The organism is Sphingobacterium allocomposti (assembly GCF_008124885.1).
Taxonomy (GTDB): Bacteria; Bacteroidota; Bacteroidia; order Sphingobacteriales; family Sphingobacteriaceae; genus Sphingobacterium; species Sphingobacterium allocomposti.
In genome coordinates, this window is sequence record NZ_VNHX01000001.1 from 189,393 (window position 1) to 208,867 (window position 19,475).

17 protein-coding genes are annotated in these 19,475 nt (G+C 46.1%); 1 reads left to right on the forward strand and 16 read right to left on the reverse strand.

Going from position 1 to position 19,475, the window contains the following annotated elements:
• The first annotated feature begins 237 nt into the window (after window positions 1-237).
• The gene (locus BC792_RS00600; RefSeq protein WP_148907037.1) at window positions 238-2,385 is read left to right on the forward strand and encodes a prolyl oligopeptidase family serine peptidase; all 2,148 of its coding nucleotides are present in this window, start codon (window positions 238-240) and stop codon (window positions 2,383-2,385) included.
• 49 nt (window positions 2,386-2,434) lie between these two features.
• Here the strand turns inward: BC792_RS00600 and BC792_RS00605 are convergent, their stop codons facing one another.
• The 16 genes from BC792_RS00605 to BC792_RS00680 form a co-directional block, all read right to left on the reverse strand.
• Window positions 2,435-3,673 carry a thioredoxin family protein gene (locus BC792_RS00605; protein WP_148907038.1) on the reverse strand — a complete coding sequence of 413 codons (1,239 nt, stop codon included), beginning with the start codon at window positions 3,671-3,673 and terminating at the stop codon, window positions 2,435-2,437.
• Window positions 3,674-3,811: 138 nt separating this feature from the next.
• Window positions 3,812-5,002 carry a C1 family peptidase gene (locus tag BC792_RS00610; RefSeq protein WP_148907039.1) on the reverse strand — a complete coding sequence of 397 codons (1,191 nt, stop codon included), beginning with the start codon at window positions 5,000-5,002 and terminating at the stop codon, window positions 3,812-3,814.
• Window positions 5,003-5,588: 586 nt separating this feature from the next.
• Complete coding sequence (locus tag BC792_RS00615) at window positions 5,589-6,641, reverse strand: TerC family protein (protein ID WP_148907040.1); 1,053 nt, start codon at window positions 6,639-6,641, stop codon at window positions 5,589-5,591.
• Between the two features lie 20 nt (window positions 6,642-6,661).
• The gene (locus BC792_RS00620; RefSeq protein WP_148907041.1) at window positions 6,662-7,633 is read right to left on the reverse strand and encodes a polyprenyl synthetase family protein; all 972 of its coding nucleotides are present in this window, start codon (window positions 7,631-7,633) and stop codon (window positions 6,662-6,664) included.
• 116 nt (window positions 7,634-7,749) lie between these two features.
• Window positions 7,750-8,313: a DUF3109 family protein gene (locus BC792_RS00625; RefSeq protein WP_148907042.1), complete on the reverse strand. Its 564-nt coding sequence runs from the start codon at window positions 8,311-8,313 to the stop codon at window positions 7,750-7,752.
• An 11-nt stretch (window positions 8,314-8,324) separates the two neighbouring features.
• Window positions 8,325-9,116, reverse strand: a complete 792-nt coding sequence (locus tag BC792_RS00630; RefSeq protein ID WP_148907043.1) for a DUF3108 domain-containing protein — start codon at window positions 9,114-9,116, stop codon at window positions 8,325-8,327.
• Window positions 9,117-9,147: 31 nt separating this feature from the next.
• Window positions 9,148-9,663 (reverse strand): DUF2480 family protein, encoded by a 516-nt coding sequence (locus BC792_RS00635; protein ID WP_148907044.1) that lies wholly within the window; start codon window positions 9,661-9,663, stop codon window positions 9,148-9,150.
• Between the two features lie 60 nt (window positions 9,664-9,723).
• A complete protein-coding gene (locus tag BC792_RS00640) occupies window positions 9,724-11,823 on the reverse strand; it encodes a peptidylprolyl isomerase (RefSeq protein WP_246154732.1) in 2,100 nt (699 codons plus the stop codon).
• A 162-nt stretch (window positions 11,824-11,985) separates the two neighbouring features.
• Window positions 11,986-12,588 carry an LPS export ABC transporter periplasmic protein LptC gene (gene lptC, locus BC792_RS00645; protein WP_148907046.1) on the reverse strand — a complete coding sequence of 201 codons (603 nt, stop codon included), beginning with the start codon at window positions 12,586-12,588 and terminating at the stop codon, window positions 11,986-11,988.
• A 65-nt stretch (window positions 12,589-12,653) separates the two neighbouring features.
• The gene (gene bamG, locus BC792_RS00650) at window positions 12,654-13,973 is read right to left on the reverse strand and encodes a BamG family beta-barrel-assembly machinery protein (RefSeq protein WP_148907047.1); all 1,320 of its coding nucleotides are present in this window, start codon (window positions 13,971-13,973) and stop codon (window positions 12,654-12,656) included.
• 325 nt (window positions 13,974-14,298) lie between these two features.
• Window positions 14,299-15,282: a DUF6427 family protein gene (locus tag BC792_RS00655; RefSeq protein WP_148907048.1), complete on the reverse strand. Its 984-nt coding sequence runs from the start codon at window positions 15,280-15,282 to the stop codon at window positions 14,299-14,301.
• 86 nt (window positions 15,283-15,368) lie between these two features.
• A complete protein-coding gene (locus BC792_RS00660; RefSeq protein WP_211357436.1) occupies window positions 15,369-15,566 on the reverse strand; it encodes a CcmD family protein in 198 nt (65 codons plus the stop codon).
• A gap of 15 nt (window positions 15,567-15,581) precedes the next feature.
• On the reverse strand, window positions 15,582-16,247 hold the full coding sequence (gene ccsA, locus BC792_RS00665) for a cytochrome c biogenesis protein (RefSeq protein ID WP_148907050.1): 666 nt from the start codon (window positions 16,245-16,247) through the stop codon (window positions 15,582-15,584).
• 18 nt (window positions 16,248-16,265) lie between these two features.
• Window positions 16,266-16,925, reverse strand: coding sequence for a heme exporter protein CcmB (locus tag BC792_RS00670; protein ID WP_148907051.1), 660 nt, complete (start codon window positions 16,923-16,925; stop codon window positions 16,266-16,268).
• Between the two features lie 58 nt (window positions 16,926-16,983).
• Window positions 16,984-17,358, reverse strand: a complete 375-nt coding sequence (locus tag BC792_RS00675; RefSeq protein WP_148907052.1) for a hypothetical protein — start codon at window positions 17,356-17,358, stop codon at window positions 16,984-16,986.
• Window positions 17,359-17,479: 121 nt separating this feature from the next.
• A complete protein-coding gene (locus BC792_RS00680) occupies window positions 17,480-19,315 on the reverse strand; it encodes an ABC transporter ATP-binding protein (protein WP_148907053.1) in 1,836 nt (611 codons plus the stop codon).
• Window positions 19,316-19,475: the final 160 nt, after the last annotated feature.

Genomic DNA, 19,475 nt, shown 5'->3' on the forward strand with positions numbered 1-19,475 from the left:
ATAGGTAAATCTTTGTGTTTTATAAAAAGGATGTAGGATCTTGTAGAGGCCCCATATTTATAGCAAGCATATATTTCTATAAAGGTGCAAACCCTCCGTGTTTATCTTATCATATAACAATATGTATCGGTCCGATCATCGTGCGCCCGACAGCATTTACGGCATTTGCTTTTCGGGAGGCTTTTTGTAACTTGCAGGGAAACACAAATGGAACACGATTATTTTAAAGATCAGATTATGAACAAAAATTTCGGGATAGTGCTCCTCGCTCTCAGCTTTGGAGCCTGTCAAACCCAAAAGACCATTGATGTAAAGGAGAATCTAGCGGTCAAACCTTACCCGAAGACCGAAAAAATCGACCAGAAGGACACCTATTTCGGGACAGTGGTGGATGATCCCTACCGTTGGTTGGAGGACGATCTGTCGGCGAAAACCAAGGAGTGGGTTGCTGCAGAAAACGAAGTAACGCAAGATTATCTGGGGCAAATTCCGTTCCGTGAAGCTATCCGCAAGCGTCTGGAAGATCTTTGGAACTACGAAAAGGAAACCGCACCGTTTAAGGAAGGCGAGTATACCTATTATTACAAAAATGATGGGCTTCAAAACCAGTATGTCCTGTATAGGAAGAAAGGTGATGATGGGCAGGAAGAGGTTTTTCTGGATCCGAATAAATTTTCAGACGACGGAACAACGTCGCTCGCGGGGATCTCTTTTAGTAAAGATGGTTCGCACGTAGCATATCAGATATCGGAGGGTGGGTCAGACTGGCGAAAGGTGGTCATTATGCGTGCCGCGGATAAGCAGATCATCGGAGACACACTGATAGATGTTAAATTCAGTGGCCTTGCCTGGAAAGGTAACGAAGGCATCTACTATAGCAGTTACGACAAGCCGAAACAAGGTTCGGCCCTGTCGGCCATGACCGACCAGCATAAATTGTATTTTCACAAGCTGAATACGCCCCAGTCGGAGGATCAGCTGGTGTTTGGCGGTACGGCGAAGCCGCGGCGTTATATTGGTGCAGGGCTGACAGAAGATGAGCGTTTTCTGATTGTATCTGCCGCTAACGCGACGTCCGGAAACGAGCTATACATTAAGGACTTGTCGGACCCTGCGTCTGATTTCGTCACCGTTGTGGGAAATATGGAGAAAAATCACTCGATTATCGACAACGAAGGTACTAAATTGTTTATCTACACGGAGTTGAACGCACCAAACGGGAGGGTAGTAACAACCGATTTTGCGACACCCCAGCCGGAGAACTGGAAAGATCTTATTCCCGAGACCGCTCAGGTGCTGTCTCCTGTTACAGGCGGGGGAAAGATTTTCGCCCATTATCTAAAAGATGCGACATCGCTGGTGAAACAATACGATAGGACAGGCAAGCTGGAGCGGGAGATTGAGCTGTCGGGGGTAGGTTCTGCCTCGGGATTCGGAGGGAAGTCGACCGATACGGAGACATATTATGCTTTCACGAATTACGTCAACCCAGGCACCATTTATAAGTATGATATTGCATCAGGAAAATCAGAGATATATAAAAAGTCGGCGGTTAAATTTGATCCATCGCAGTACGAGTCGAAGCAGGTATTCTATACCTCGAAGGATGGAACCAAAGTACCAATGATCATTACGTATAAAAAAGGAATTAAACTCGACGGCAGCAATCCTACAATGTTGTACGGATATGGCGGCTTTAATATTAGTCTCACACCTTCCTTTTCGGTGAGCAACGTGCTTCTGCTGGAACAGGGGGGCGTGTATGCCGTTGCCAATTTGCGCGGTGGGGGTGAATACGGGGAAAACTGGCACCTCGCCGGAACAAAGCTTAAAAAGCAAAATGTGTTTGACGACTTTATTGCTGCCGCGGAATATCTGATCGCGGAAAAATACACCTCTTCGGAGAAGCTCGCCATCGCGGGCGGATCAAACGGCGGCTTGTTGGTCGGAGCAGCCATGACGCAACGCCCCGAGCTATTTAAGGTGGCTTTCCCGGCTGTCGGTGTCCTCGACATGCTGCGATATCACAAATTTACGGCAGGCGCCGGTTGGGCTTTTGATTACGGTACGGCCGACGATAGCGAGGAGATGTTCGCCTATTTGCATAGGTATTCACCCTACCATGCACTGAAGCCCGGTACAGCATATCCAGCAACGATGGTCACGACGGCAGATCACGACGACCGTGTGGTACCGGCGCATTCGTTTAAGTTTGCTGCCCGTCTACAGGAATATCACCAAGGCGAAAACCCCGTATTGATCCGTATCGACACAAAAGCTGGACACGGCGCGGGAAAATCTACGGCCATGGTCATTGCCGAGCAAACGGATAAATGGGCCTTTATGTTCCAGAATATGGGCGTAGGCTATCAGGAAATAAAATAATATGTACCCTCTGGCGACGCGGAGATAGGTGTCGCCAGAGGGTATCTCTTTACCAGGTGGGTTCTCCTTTTTTCATTTTTTCCAATGTCGCTGCGTACGCAGACTTCTCTGCGTCTACCGCTTTTTCCAATGCTTTTTCCTGCCATATAATCGCATTGTCCTTATCGCCTGATTTGTAAAGGAGGTTGGCATATGTGTCCAGAAACGCCGGTTGTTCGCCCGCTTCCAAAGACTTCTTGCTCCATGTCAAAGCTGCCTGTACGCATGCTGGGTCGTCGCAGTTCTCAAATACCGACCATGCAAAAGAATTGAGGGAAGTTGGAGAGATATTTTTATTGTTCGTAGCGATCATCTCATTTACGGCGTCTTTAAACGCAGGCCAGTTTTTCTGTACAAAATAATATTGTGCTTTGGCATGGGTCAATATGGGAGCCATGTCGACATAGGGGTGTTCTTTTTCAAACGTTGCCTGCAGGGCAGCGAAGTCCAGATCTTTTTCTTTATTCCGGATTTTTGGCCCCACGAACTCATTGGCGAGGACCGACGACAGGACATCGTTGGCCGACTGTTTTTTTTCTCGTAGAAGTTCGTCGACCCGACTTCTGTTGTCTCTGATAATCTGATAGGCTGCCGATTTGCTGGACGAGGCTCCCTGTATCAATAGCCGGATATTTTCGGCCGTAAGGAGCTCTTCGGCTCCGGCCAGTCCAATATAGCGTTCGATGGCCCTGTTTGCAAGTTTGTTATCATACGAGGCCAGTGCAACCTGTGCCGTCTTTTTGGCGATGCCGGCGTCGTCCGGATGTTGTTCGAAGCGCTTAACGGTGGTGACGTACTGGGTTTCCGGATTTAGACCTTCCTTCGCTTTCGCAATAAACATGTCTGCTTCGCCCCCGCCGATAATGCGGTGGACCAGCTCTCCCTCCGGGTTGAAGATTAAGAATGTAGGATAGGCCCGGACAGCGTAGTCCGAAGCAAAGCGCTTGGCTTCCTCGTACCACGACTTAACATCTTCGCTGTCTTCCTTCGTCTGATCCATCTGTATTTTCAGATTTACAAAATGTGCATTGAAGAAATCGCCCACTTTTTCCTGCGGGAATATCGTGGAGGACATGTACTTGCAGGGACCACACCAGGTAGTAAAGCAATCGACAAAGATATGCTTGTTTTCGGCTTTTGCTTTAGCCTTCACTTTTTCCCATGTGGTTTGGTGTTCGAACTGTATTCCTTTTTCCTGCGCTACAGCCAGGAGCGGGATACAACATAAAATAAATAGTAGCTTTCTCATAACTTTCTTTTAAAAATGGTTATTACGAATGTTTGTCTTCAATGGGGATGAATAAACCGCCATGCTTAATCTACGGATTTTTCATAAAAAAACCCAAGAATATTTCTCGGGTTTTAGCAAAGCATGGAAAAAAGCTGATTAAAGGCCTAATTTAGCCTGCATGTTTTTCGTTAGTGCTTTTTTGTGTAACAAAATAGATATGGTTTTGTAACGGACGTATTCTTTGGTCGCATATAGATACCCTTTATAGTCATTCGACTCGCCCCATGAGTTTTTGACGATATAGTATTCTTTGCCATGCTGATCTTTAACGAGGCCGACGATGTGCATACCGTGGTCGTCTGTTGTTGTGTAATTGTCAAAGGCTTCCTGTCGCTGGGCAGCCGTAACTGTAGGTTCTGGTTTCGGACCATTAAACATGTTATCCAACTCCTCCTTCGTCATTTGCTCAATCGGCTTTTCGGGCACATAGGCTACTCCGTTCTTCCAGCTAAAGCTTTTTTCCGATACGTCTGTCGCCCACGCAACGGTGTAACCGTTCTGTAGGGCGTTGTCGATGATCTCCGTTATCTCGTTGATCTTTACATTGTAAAAACGTTCAAACGACCAGTTGTCCGGGATCAGGAGAACAAACGGCTTGTAGTACGCATGTTCCTCGAACGACGAAATGCCGACATAATCATCGGGATTGATACCGATCACGTCGTCGGCAAAGGTGCGGGGCGTGTATGTCTTTCCATTATATTGAAACGATGTCGGGACTTCTCCGAGGTAGGCATCCATCGCCGCGGTGAATGCGGCAAGCCAGTTGGCGCTTGGTTTCTTGCTTTTGGCTATCGTTTCGGTGATACCCTGCAGGATAGGAGCCATTTCAGCAAAATTATTGCGCGTTTGTCCCGGCTGCAGACCTGTATATACGTCGTGTGGAACAGCCCCGTATTTGCGGAAAATGGTCAGAACGTCATGCAGCTGACCGCCGTCGCCCTGAGCTTGTTGTCCATGTAAGCGCACGTAGTTTTTTGCTTTTTCTATATAGGTGTTTCTAGCAGTGAAAATAGGAGAGATGTCTACCGGTTGTTTCCCCATGCGTACCATCTCTGACTCCAGAAAAGAGTTGCCCGAATACGACCAGCATGTGCCTGATGATCCCTGATCCTTGATAGAGGTGTTGCCCAGGTTGATAATTTCGGTAAATTTGAACCCCTCTTTACTGTTATCGCTAACATTATTCTTCAGCGCGTTGATGAGGTTGTCCTGCGCATGGAGACTGGCAGGAGCAGCAGCAACAAATAATGCCGCCGCTAAAAATATTGATTTATTCCAGTTCATTATGTTGTTATGTGTTAATCCTACGAAGTTAAAATTTTAAAGGAGACCCGCTTCGGTCCAATTGTAAAAATCATAACACAGAATGATGTGATTCTGTGGGGCGCGTAATTGGTGTTGAATTTTCTATCGGAATGGTGATTAGAAGTGAGAACTAGATATTAGAAGTGAGAAGTGAGAAGTCAGAAGTTAAAAGTCAGAAATCAGAAGTCAGAAATCAGAAACTAGGAGTTAGAATAGTTAGGGAGTCTCCCTACAAGTACCCCTCACAAACCAACGACTTTACGGTTAATAGCCATTTGCCATCTGCTATTAGCCTTTCACCTCACGACTTTACGAATCAACGACTTTACGGCTGATAGCCATCTTCCATCTGCTATTAGCCCCTCACTTCACGACTTCACAAATCCACGACTTTACGGCTTATAGCCATTTGCCATCTGCTATTAGCCTTTCACCTCACGACTTTACGAATCCACGACTTTACGACCTATAGCCATCTGCCATCTCCTATTAGCCCCTCACTTCACGACTTCACAAATCAACGACTTTACGGCTTATAGCCATCTGCCATCTGCTATTAGCCACTCTAGCGCGACAGATCCTCTTTTTTAGGGAACATCAAGGACGCTACAATACTCAACACCAAAATGGATACAATGATGATTAGCGAGTGAATCGTTTCAAAGCCAAACTCTTCCAGCCAACTGTGGAGAAGCATCTTTGCCCCAATAAAAATCAGTAGAAAAGCCAGCCCCACTTTCAGGTAATGGAACTTATGGATAATGTTCACCAAAAGGAAGAACATAGATCTTAGCCCCAACACCGCAAAAATATTTGAGAAGAACACAATGTATGGGTCTTTGGTTACGGAGAAAATTGCCGGTATTGAATCGACAGCGAAGATTAAATCCGTGAATTCGATGACGAGGAGTACCAAAAACAATGGAGTCATGTACCGGACGCCGTTTTCCACGTGAAAGAAGCGTCCTCCATCCAGTTTTGGAGTCACTTTAAAGTACTTTGAAGCAAATTTTACAACCGCGTGGTTCTGTGGATCCACTTCTTCTTCTTTATTGCGGTTTATGTACATGTTGATACCCGTGTATACAAGGAACGCCCCGAAAACGTACAATATCCATCCAAATTTAGCGATTAATGCGGCACCCACGAAGATAAAGATACAGCGTAGGACAATGGCGCCGATGATACCCCATACTAATACCTTGTGGTAGTATTTCTCGGGAATTCCGAAGGAAGAAAACAGCAGTACCATGACAAATATATTATCCACAGAGAGTGCGTATTCGACCACATACCCCGTGAGATATTCTATCGTAAGGTTGCGGTTGTACAACTGGATACTGGCTGCCAGGTCGTTGTCATAGACGGCGATATTATGGTAATGTTTTGCAATGACTTCGCGCAATGTAGCGAAATCGTGTACATCGTGGAGCTCATTGCCCCAGAAGTATAACACTAAGCCAAACGCCAAAGCAAAAAGCACCCAAACTGCGCTCATGATGGCAGCCGACTTCAGCGAAACAGGCTTGTCGCTTTTGGAGAACAACCCAAGGTCTATCGCTAACATGAGGACAATAAAGACAATAAATCCTCCAAAAAATAACAACTCGTGGCTCATAGTGTATAGTAATAGTAAATCTATTTTTTTCTTTCTGTTGTAAAACGCACCAGCTGTTCCAGTGCGGCCTTATACCTGTTGTCCGGAAAGCTCTTCAAGATGTCAAAAGCTTCTTGCTGGTACTGCATCATGCGCTCGGTCGCATATTCCATGCCTCCGCTGCTTCGGACAAAAGCGATGACTTCTGCGACCTTTTCTTTGTTCTCACTGTGGTTACGTACCAGGTTGATGATGCGGCGTTTCTCAGACGTTGGTGTGTTACGCAGTGCATATATCAACGGTAGCGTCATTTTCTTCTCCTTGATATCGTTTCCGACAGGTTTGCCAACATCGTCAAGACCGAAGTCGAAAAGATCGTCTTTGATCTGAAAGGCGATACCAACCTTCTCGCCAAACGACTGCATGAGTTGGGTGTCTTCGGCGGATGCGCCCACCGATGACGCTCCGCATGCGCAGCAGGACGCAATCAGGGAAGCTGTCTTCTTCCGTATAATCTCAAAATATATATGTTCCTCAATATCCAATTTTCGTGCCTTTTCTATTTGAAGCAGCTCGCCCTCACTCATCTGTTCCACAGCCTCGGAGACAATCTTCAATAGATTATGCTCCTCGTGTGTCACCGATAGAAGTAGGCCTTTCGACAGTAGGTAGTCGCCGACAAGTACGGCCACCTTATTTTTCCACAGCGCGTTGATAGAAAAAAATCCCCGCCGTGCGTTCGCGTTATCTACGACATCATCGTGTACTAGAGAAGCCGTATGTAACAGCTCCACTAAGGAGGCTCCCCGATAGGTAGAATCGTTTATAGTGCCACAGACACCTGCCGATAGAAAAACAAACATCGGGCGCATCTGTTTTCCCTTTTGCTTGATAAGATATTGGGTGATACGGTTTAATAGCGGGACGTTACTGCGCATCGATTCTTTAAACCGACCTTCAAATAGTTCGAGCTCTTGGGCTATGGGCGTTTGTATATCTTTTAATTTCAGCATGGAAAATGGTTATATAACCATATCTTTTTAGCGGTTAAATCTGCAATAAAGATAAGAAATGTCCTTGATTGCCGAAACACAAACACGCGAATGAATAATTATTCGCATGAAATAGATTATAAAGTGTCTACAGCTGATTCCAACTCTCTATACCATTCCTCGCCGTATTCGCGTATAAGAGGTTCTTTCAGAAATTTGTATACAGGCACGCCAAGTTCTTTGCCGAACGTACATGCGTCATGGCAGATGTGCCAGCGATCGTAGTGCAGCACATCGAACTCGGGGTAATGTGTAACGCGGATAGGGTATAGGTGACAGGAAATAGGTTTCTTCCAATGTACGTCGCCCAGTTCGTAGGCTTTTTCAATGGCACATTTCGTGATGCCGTTTTCCCACGTTACGTAAGCACACTCTTTATTGCCATCCACACATGGCGTCGTCAGATCGCCGTCCTTGTCAATAACATGGGTACCCTGCTCTTCTATGGTTTGGATTCCCTTTTCGGTCATATAGGGCTTCACTTTCGGATAGATTTCCTGTAATATGGCGGTTTCCCTGGCAAGCAGCGGAGCGCCGGCGTCGCCTTCCACGCAGCAAATACCCTTACATTTTGTCAGGTTGCATACAAAATCGTTCTTGGCAATATCCTCATGCACCAGCACGCGACCAACTTCAATCATATTCTTCTCTTCTACTTTGAATAACTTACACGCTCACCAAGTTTATATTTTAGTCCGCTAGCCTGGACCAGCTCCATGGTGACGGAGCCTATTAATATTTCGACCTGAGCCTTTACGGGGATACGATTGCCATCATTGGTCACCCATAGTAACAACTGGCTGTCCTTTTTAAAAATCCGCCCAGGGGTAATCTCCGGACTGAATTTAAGACATTCGACAGTGCCCAGCGGCGTTTTTATTTTTTCGACGCCGAGATACCGGACACCAAGCTGCGCAACCTCATCGTTCAAAAAATAGCTAATCTTAAACGTACCTCCCTTTTTCAAAGACGACAAGTCGAGGTTCCGCGAAAAATAATAGGCCGACAGCAAATCGAAAAATTGGGATGTCGGACTCGTGAAGGTGCCCTTTTTACCGGTTACCTTCTTACTCTTATGATCGAATGTCGCATATTCTCTGCGGGTATAGCTGCCCTCGTGTATGTCCTCGGTGTAAAGGTAAGGAAGGTAGGTATCTCCGTCAATGTAAGAATCATACTGGTTTTTTACCGTATAGAACACAGAAAAAGCTCCCGAAGTTTGTCCAAAGGCGGACAGGTGGTATACATTTGGATTGCTGAAACGTAACTTAGATTTCTCGACCTTCAACGTTCCTGTTGCGGCAGAGATGATTCCGTACCGCAGCTTGTAGGTCAATTTTTCTCCTTCTTTATAGGTGGGATTGGGAAGGTAGGGCAAGGTCTGTCCGTAGGTCAGATAGATACTTCCTAAGCACAGTACAGCAGCGATGAATAGATTTCTCATATAAGGAGTGACAAATAAGAATGTCAATAGTTTAACTTTTCCTTTTGTAAACGGGAACGGTAGAGCAGGGCTCTCCATACATAATGCTTTTCGCCACTTTGCTGAGCGCAACCGTGAATGTTACGAACGCCGATTCGGGAACATAGATATCACCGCAGCCTTTGACAACAACCCGTTGATCTGCATAGTCTTCGTAAGCGATTTTGCTCAACGCCTCCTGAAAGAGGTTGTTTAACACTGTTTCCTTATCGCCGAAATGTACAGAAGCGGCATGCGGTTCCAGTTTATTCGCCAACAGCATATACGCCCATGTGGGGACAATGGCGTCGGTCGAGCAGATAATGCCAACATGTTTGTTTGCGTATTGGCTCCAGTCGTGATTCTTGATAAATTCTCTAAAATCCTTCTCTTTTAGAATCAGACCATGAAAAAGGTTGTCTTTGATGTCATAAATTACGATATCCTCTTTAGGGGCATAGTTCGCTAAGTCGATAGTGATCAGCCCGCTTTGAGCTACCTTGTTGACGATGTTTTCCTGAATATCCATAGTACGTAAACAAAAAAAGCCGGATAATATTTATCCGGCTATAAAGTTAACGATTATATCTTAATAGAATCTAATGCGATTGTCATCAATATCTGCTTTATTTTGAAGCGCTTGATAGATAGATGACCACGAGCGCTGAGCCTTTGTAGTCTGCATCTGTTTCTTTTGGTTGTTGACCTCGCTGGCGACGAGCTCGGCGGGGTTAACAAAGCCTGTCACCTGTACCGCATACACGCCTTGCGTGCCTTTAACAGATTTTGAAAGCTTATTTGGCTGCAGGCCAAACGCTGTTCCGACAACGGACGGCTCCAATGCTACACCTGGTAAAACAGGATTGGCCAACACGATATTTTCTACGCTAACGGCGGTCTTTCCGAGCTTTTGAGCTGCCTGGTCGATCGTGGACGCTCCGTTTAACGCATTGTTAAGTTTCTCTGTAAGCATTTTTGCTTTTACCTCGTTTCTAACCTGCGCCTCGATATGTGGTTTTACCGCATCCAATGACAATAAGCCTTTAGGTTGTATGTCAACGACCCGTGCAACAATAAAGTTCTCCTCGGTATCGAAGATTTTGTCGGTAACCTCGCCCTTTTTCGCTTCAAAAGCCCAACGGACGAGCTCTCTCGGAACGTCTACGCCGTTGAAATTGTTGTCCATGGCAATGACGCGGTCTACCTTTTGCGCCTTTAAGCCGTGCTTTGTTGCTGTTTCCGCAAAGTTTTTGCTGTTTGCATCGCCGAAGAAGTTATTGGCCTTCGCATAGGCGGCGTCCGTTGTCGCTTTACCGCTGTTGATATTTTTCGTGACTATGGCTGCCTTTACAATTTTCGAATTTCCGATCTGTTTTTCAATCTTAATGATATGCGTACCAAAGCGGCTGTTTACCACAACTACATCGCCCGCTTTACCTGAAAACACAGCTTCGTCGAACTCAGGAACCATTTGTCCGCGCGGGAAAGTACCCAAATCTCCGCCGTTGACTTTGCTGTTTTGGTCGACACTGAATTGTACGGCCAGTGCGGAGAAACTTTCGCCCTGCTGTATAAGCGCTTTGATGGAATCAGCTTTCGCCTTGGCTTTTTCAACACCGCCCTCCGCCGTAGCGTTCAACAGAATATGAGAAGCTTTGACCGAGTCCGGACTAAACTTGGCGTCTACAACTTTTGCGATTTCGAACGCGCCGTTTGATAAGAACGGACCCACAGTCGTTCCCACCGGTACGTTAAATAGTACAGAATCCAAGGCTGGGCTTACCTGTCCTTTGCGGATATACGAGAACGGGTGTTTTGTATCCGAGTTTACTGCCGCGAATAGAGAGTCTGTTTTAGAGCTTGTCAGCTCAGCTTTAAGCTGTTCTATCGTAGATTTTGTAGCCGCTGTATCATTGGCCGTTGGTGTAGCGTCAAACAGAACAAACTCAACGGTTCTTGTTTCCTCTGGATTTTTGAAACCGTTTTTGTGCGTATCATAATAGGCTTTGTAATCTGCATCGCTAAGTTTGATCTCCGAGTCCTTTACCGAAGAATAGTCCAGCATCAGATATTTGAAGTTCGCCAGTTTGTTCCGCAGGCTATATTCTTCCTGAACTTCCAACGAGGTAACATATACGCTGCTGCTGAGCAGGTTCGAGTATTTCTGGTTTAGACGTTCATTGCGGATATTTTCCAACAGCATGTTCCATTGGTGTTGCATCTCCGGTGTCCCTTGGGTATTCACCTGTGAAATAAAGGTGTTCAACTGGTTTTTATCGAACATGCCTGTTTCAGGATTTGTAAACGCCTGAACGATCTGTGGAGAAGGGTTCGCTCCTGTGACAAGGCTGTTTAACTCATCTTTGCTTACGCTCAGACCGATCTTTTCTATTTCCTGTTTTAAGAGCTCCTGCGACACAAATTGGTTCCACACCTGCTGTACGGCATAGTTGCGGATCTGAGGAGACCCTGCTCCGCCCATTTGTTGCTGATACATCGCCGTCGTCTGCTCCACCTGAGCGTTAAATTGTTGATAGTCGATGGATTCTCCGTTCACGCTACCTACTTGATTCTGATTTTTCATCCAGAAAGGAGTTCCATAGTTTATGATATCTCCCAATAAAAACGCAACAATTGCTAAACCAATGATGGTTACAACTAACCCCGCACGGTTTCGCAAATAGCTCATTAATCCCATAGTCTATATACTGTGTTTATTTTGTAATTGCTTGTTTTCAGTTATTTAATTGACTTTCTTAAAAACAAGGCGCAAGATACAACTTTTATGAAAAAAAATAGAAAAAATTGCGTAGGTGCGAAACTAAATTTGGAAAAATTTGTTACGCCTGTCCTAATGGCCGAACGACGGCAACTGCTGATCGCCGGAGGGGATATAAAAGCCGGTCATGTTCTGACCGTCGATTTTTTTGAAGTCGGTATCAGAAACGAAGGATGTGGCCTGTAGGCTTCCCCGCTGATCTTTAAAGTCGAAGGTGATGGGAACTGTATTATAGTAGATCTGTTTTTTCTCATCATAGAACAACTCCTCGGTTTTGATGATGGATCCATCAGCCATATTAACTACTACATTTTTCCGAAAGACGGTGAGACCCTCTTTCTCCTTACGCGTAGCCATGTCCGACTTGATCCGCTGCGATTCCTGTCCGTTTTCATCGAAAAAGCGGATCAGTACGCCTTTTCTAAACTCAAACAGTCCAATGCTATCTGGGTACTCCCGTAATTCAGGTCCTGTAAGCTCCGCTTTGACGACCGCCGAATCACTGTAGATGACTGTCACGTCTTTTGAAATGTTAACATTTTCTTCCTGCTGTATATTCGCAATTTTTTCGACGTCCCGCAGATCATTTTCACAGGCGACAAACGCGATCGCCCCCAGCAGAAATAGCATCGGGGGCAGAAAACGGTATATGCTATCGCCTATCAGCCGTTTCATACGTGCAGAATATTCAATTGCGTGCTTAAATCTTTAATAGCATTCATGAGCGTACTATGTTCGGTTTAATCTAAGCTGCGACGGATAAACCAAGAGTCGTTGATGGTAAAACCAAAGTTGATATTGATATAACGTTCGCGGACGAGGTTACTCTTTAACGTTCCCTGCTGGCCAAATTCGGCAGAAATGTTGACTTGGGAGAATGTGCGCCCGAAGTTCGTTTCCGGCAACGGGAACCCAAATCCAACTGTTACAGCCATGTCGTTAATCCGCTGGTTGCGGAAAACAACAGGCGTCTGGTTATAGCGGAAGCCCAGCCGGTAATCCACCTGGTTCCAGTAGCGTACGGATGTCGGGTCGGGTTTCAGTTGCCCGCCAACAGCAAAGCCGTAGCTTTTTTCCAGTTTATTGTGGCCTTCTCTAACCTGAAAATTAGACCAGTCGGCGTATTTAAAGTCGGCCCCCACCATCCAGTTGTAGCCCTTCGAAAGCGTGAAACCTACATTGTGTTTCAACGGTAAGGTGAGCTTCGAACTGCCGAACGTGTGCGTGCTGATGGTGTCCAACGGAGGGGCGATATAATCATCGGTGCGGTTTTCGGTAATGATAGTCATCCTGTCGCGGTTCGCGTTGATCTGATTGTTCAGGCTCCCACTGTAGCCAACTGTAAGGTTGTATTTCCTGTTTAAAGCTTTGCTATACTGAATCCCGTAATCAAGACTCGCCCCGCGGATATTCCGCGTCTCTCTCAACTCCGTAGGATAGGCATTTGCCTCGCTGAGGAACGTGACCCGCGTAATATCATATAGGTTGCCGAACAGAAACCCCGCGTTTACGCCGACACTCAACCCTTTCACGGGAGACACACCGTACCCGGCAAATGCTTTATTTATACCGCCTTCACCCGTAACACTTTTCCTGTAAACAATATCACCGATAGATTCCGTACTTGACGCTGAATACCCCATGTCAGAGTAGGGTAGTAGGCCGAAGGCCAGCCCCCCGTATTTCGCCAGAGGAACACCGATGGCTATATGGCCAAAGGCGAAATCAGCTGTGTGATCGCTACGGTCGTTTTTTGATAATTGTGTGAAGTTTCCGTACATACCAGCCTCAAGGACTGTTCTGTTCAAGCCGGAATAGGAAGCGGGATTGGTTATATTCAATGTAGGAAGGCCGTTCAGATACCGGACACCCGCAGAAATACCGCCCATCGCCCTTGTCTGGGGAAAGAGGTCTTCACGCATCTGGCCTAGACCAAACTGTGAATAGGGAGAGTGAGAGGTTGACCGCTGTGCGTAACTTTGTTGTGTACCTAAAAGCGTAAGACCGAATAATAAGTGGAACGCTATTTTGGCAAAACTTCCTGTTGAGTGTCTGTGCATATATACGTGTTGTTACATTTCAGCAAATCCAGCATTTACTATTCATTTTAGGCTTTATTTGTTGCTGGGCCTATAAAATAGGTAATTTACTAAAATGATTGCTCTTTCAAAATTTGTTACAAAACTATCTAATTTTTAATTATTCCGTTAGTTCTATTTGTTAAAAAAGGTTAATCGGCTTGTAATGAAAAAGTTAGCCAAAAAAAAGCGGAATGTTACGTAGTAAGCGCCGCTGTGCTTTTTCAGCGCCGTGAGCCGCCGACCGCCGTTGCATGTGATAGCGCAGGCTAATCACGGGCGCGGCACGATCAGCCTCGTTCGATTGCTACGTAAACTGAAAATACAAAATGGTAGCAATAATCACCATATATAGAATTTCGTAGGTCCACTTCGATTTCGAATTGGTGAAGTAAAAAGCCAGATAGATTGCGATAGGAGGAGCGCAAAGCAGAAAGTGGTTAACGGTTATATGGTCGTTAAGATAGAATGATCCTAACGTCAATAGGATCATAAAAAATAGCAATTGAAAGGACTTACGCAGGTGTACGACGCTCTTAAAGAAGTGATCTTTAAGAATGAATAGGAAGAACAGCAGGGCTACGAGCACCGGTACAACGACCAAATAATCATAGACGTTCAGGGACAATTCGGTAGGAAAGGAATAGCCCAACGGCTTGAATATAGCATAGAACTCCTGAAGTCTGCCGATCCAGTAATATATCACGCCAAGCAGAAAATAGATGGTCGAGAAACCTAATAAGGGGGTGAGCCATTCCCGCCAGTTAAACGGGCGGAAGATCACTAAGCTGATCCACAGCAGGAGCATCATCACCATAAACGGAAAATAAATGAGACTCCCAATAGCAACGATCATTCCCAGATCATACATCAGTCCTTTGATTTCCTGCTGTTTGTAGATGTTAAACAGTTTGCCCAACATCCATATGGCAATGAAGTTGCATATCAGGGGCGGGGAGAGCACCAAAAACGGTGTAAACAAGCTGACCAGCGTCATGAACAGCAGTGCCGTGAGGAAGTTTGGCTTTCCCAAAAAGTTAAAGTGGTTGATAGTCCGGTTGAGAAAAAATGCCTGCAGCAACGTCAGGACCAGCGTTATCATCACATTTTCGCCCGGAGACAAGGAGCTGCCGATCTGTATACCGATCAAATTATTGACGGCTGGTTCAAAAAGAACCGGCGTTATCTGTTCAGGAAGATGCAGAAAGATGCCTAGGCACAATGCAAAGCCGACAATCGATACCGATACGATGTTGAAGGGAGTGAACTTTCGATGTTGGTTGATAATCATTGCCGTGTTGCATAGGGGGCAGCGCGTGGGTCACTTTTTCATAAGAGCGTTGGCATCTTACGATGGCGCCCGCTAACGCCTTCCAATTATTTTTCTAATTTGCTGATGCGTCTATCCAGCATAAATAAGAATACGCCCAATACGATAAAGATAGTTAATACCACCAGTACCACGACGTATATTTTGCCCGAGCTACGGAGCGCGGTCGCCATTTCTATGTCGTCCTGCGCGAATACATGCAAGCTGGTAAGGAAAAGGAGTAATATTGCAACGATCTTCTTCATGATAATGTGTATGAATTAGTCTAATAGGTTTCTTTTATTTTCAAGGAGACGCATACGGTAGCGCAACGTGCATATCCAGATACCGATAAGGATCCAGCCGGCAACAGCGGTATAGAAAACCGGCCGCATCTGATTATCCATGTCGAGGTCGCCGAATGTGCTGTTTCCGCCGCTACCGGGGTGTAGCGAATCTGTCAGTTTCGGTAAAATATACAATAGTACGACCATGACCGGAAAGGCGAAAATATTATATATCGCAGAGATTTTGGCCCGCTTCTGTTCTTCTTCCAGCGCGTTTCGTAGAACGAGGTAGGCCAGGTACATCAGCGTGGCGATTGCAGAGCCATTCAGCTTCGGATCGTTAGGCCAGGGGTCGCCCCACGTGATATTCGCCCACAGCATGCCTGTCAGCAGGCCCATGATACAGAAGACGATGCCTGTATTTACAGCCTCGACCGCCAATAGGTCGTGCTCTTCCTTGCCGGAGCCGAGGTACTTTATGCTGTAAACGACAGAGATGAGGTATAAGGTAAGCATGGTGAACCACATGGGGACGTGAAAATAGACGTTCCGAATGGTTTCATGTAGGATAGGTAACGTTGGTACCGGACCGAGGAATCCAGCGATAATACCCACGCCCACCATTACTAGTCCCAGAATTTTCCACCAAGATTTTCTCATGTTCGAAAAGTTGAAGAATTAATCTCGCCAAAGGTACGGAAATAACAACAAAGAAATTGTAATCGTAATTACATTAATTGCCAGAAGGACGAGTATTTCGCCTGAGCTGGCCGTTCTGTCCAGTCCGTTTAGCGCATTTTGCGAGAGCTTAATCAACACAATCAACAGGGGGACAATAACGGGGAAACTCAGCACTGCCATTAATGTGCTATTGTTGCCGGCTTTGGCGCTTATGCCCGATACCATGGTAAACACAGACGCGAAGCTTATGCTACCGAGCAATACAGCTAAAGTATAGAGCGCCGGATCGCCGACCGGATTGCTGAATGTGATTGAGTACGAAATGTAGGCAATGGTGGAAAGGAGGAGCATGACCAGCGCATTGTAGATAATTTTGGCCATGATAACAGCTTTGGGGCTGATGATTGTGTAATAATACAGCTGTCGATAGGGGCTCTCCTGCGTGAAACTCCGGCTGATCGCATTGATGCTGGCGAACAGTAAAATAATCCAGAAGAGCGCATTCCAAACAAGTGTATCTACGGATTTGAAAGCTTGGTAGCAAACAAACACCGTAGATAACACGTATAATAAAATTCCGTTGATGGCGTACTTTGAGCGCCATTCAAGAATAATATCTTTGTAGACTAATGTCCTTACTTCCTGGAGAATCGTCATGCGATGCAAAGATACAAATACTTCGCGTCGAATGGCACGCGGTCTCCAACTTATGTGTTTAGGCGTTGTTGATCTCTGATTTCGCTTCAGCTAAAACATCATCCGCCTTATTGCTGGCACCGTTAGCTGCTTCAGATGCTCTGTCCGCCCATTTACTGGCTTTGTCCGACGCCGCGTCGATTGCATTCTTGCCGGCTTCTTTGGCTTTATCTTTTAGATTTTCAAGATCGGCCTTGGCAGACTTAGCCAATTTAGCGGCCCGCTTAGCTTCTTTTTCCGAAAGTTCTTTAATAGAATTGGTCAAGCTCTTAATGCCGTCGTTTGCCCGCTCAAGCTGACGTTTTCCGTCTTCTGTTCCTAACAAATAATATGCTGCTGTTCCTACTGCTAAACCTAAAAGCGCAAATGCAACAAGTCCGTTCTTATTTTCCATGATTTATGCGTTTAATGTGTTTCAAATTCTACTTTTTAAAGTACTAACAAGGTACGGGGGAAAAGGTTTACAGAAAACGCGATTTAACAGAATTTTAACATGGGCGTGTAGGCAGTGTGTGCTAGACGGTGAGTTTCTGAGCAGACTGTAGCGAGTACAGGTGGTGATACAAGCCGCTGCCTTTGCTCATTAGTTCCACATGGTTGCCGGTTTCCGACACCCGACCATTTTCGATTACAACGATCTGGTCCGCATCCTTAATTGTGCTGAGCCGGTGCGCAATGATAACCGACGTTCGGTCGCGCATCAGTTCTTCGAGCGCAAGCTGAACCAAACGTTCCGATTCCGAATCCAGCGAAGACGTGGCTTCGTCGAGAATAAGGATGGCGGGGTCTTTGAGTAAGGCTCTCGCTATGGCGATACGCTGCCGCTGTCCGCCCGACAGTTTTACACCACGCTCGCCGACCAATGTGTCATAACCCTGTGGAAATGCCATAATAAAATCGTGCGCGTTGGCACGTTTGGCTGCCGTAATGACGTCTTCAGCCTCGGCATCCAATCGTCCGTATCCGATGTTCTCGCGGATAGTTCCCCCAAAGAGCAATACATCCTGAGGTACGATTGCCACCTGATTACGGATGTCTGTCAGCGAAAAGGAGGTGCTATCATGACCATCATAGGCTATAGTTCCGCCCGTAGGTTTGTAAAACTGCAGTATAAGCGAAGCAATGGTTGATTTTCCCGTACCGCTGGGGCCAACGAGAGCGAGCTTCTTTCCGGCATCTACATGAAACGAAATATCCTTTAAAATTGGGATGTCGCAACGGGACGGGTAAGCGAAATTGACATGGTCGAACGTCAACGAACCGTGTATGGGTTTACGAATCTCTTTATTCTCCTCCGCGATGACAATGGGTTCCTGCTCCTCGTCAAGTATCTCCAAGACACGTTCGCTGGCACCGATTGATCGCTGGATATTAGCATAAAGTTCCGGAAAGCTCCCCATTGACCCTGCGACAAACATCGAGTACAGGATATACGTGGTTAGATCGCCAACGCTAATCTCTCCCTGTGAAACGAGAGACGCCCCATACCAGATCACGGTAATGACCGCGCCAAAAATACAGAAGATAATGAACGACGCAAAGAAACCACGGTACGTGGCTCCTTTAACAGCCAGGCAGACGACGGCATCCAGCTTGTTTGCATACCGTTTTGTCTCGTAATATTCGTTGACGAAGGCCTTGACATTACTAATGCCCAGTAAGGTCTCCTGTACAATGCTGTTGGAATCGGCGAGCTGGTCCTGTGCCTGCCGCGAAAGATTCCGTATAAAGCGCCCAAAAATCATCGCTGTTATGACAATAATAGGCAGAATACACAGGTTCATCATCGCCAGTTTCGGCGAAACAAAGATCAGCAGACATACACCGAACGCCAGGCTTATTGTCTGGCGCAGCACTTCGGCAAGGGTCGTTGTCAGGGTGTCCTGTATCTGGGCAAGGTCCGCTGATAGGCGGCTGTTTAACTCACCCACGCGGCGATTGGCAAAAAACTCTGTCGGTAAGGTGATCAGTTTGTGGTATGTATCTTTACGGATCGTCGAGAGCGCCTTCTCCGCAATTTCCACGAATAGACGGATTCTTCCGAACGAGATGATCGACTGAAATAGCAGAATGATCATGGAGATACCGCCTATACGTAACACGTCTGCCGGAAGCCAAGGATATGTTTGCCGGCCCTGTGCTGCGTCAATCATAGCGCCTAGCAGGGCGGGAAATGTCAGCATAGTCAGACTGGAAAGCGTCAAGAATACCATTCCCAAAATGAATTTCCCCCGATAGGGACGTAAGTAAGAAAATATTTTTAACGCCTTCTTAACTAGTTCTTTATTCAGTTTGGGTTTGGGTAAATCATCTGATTGGGTATTACCACTGTTCAATCGCGCTCTAGCCATCCGTTACTTAAAATTTGCCAGCAAAAATACAGTATTATTTGACGTACCTTATCACTCTTGCGTCAAATTTTTTGCACGGAGGGGGAGCCAACGCCGGTCAATAGCCGTAAAGGAATGTGTTTAGGCAGCCCGTGGCCGATGGAGCAGGGGCTTTTTAAAA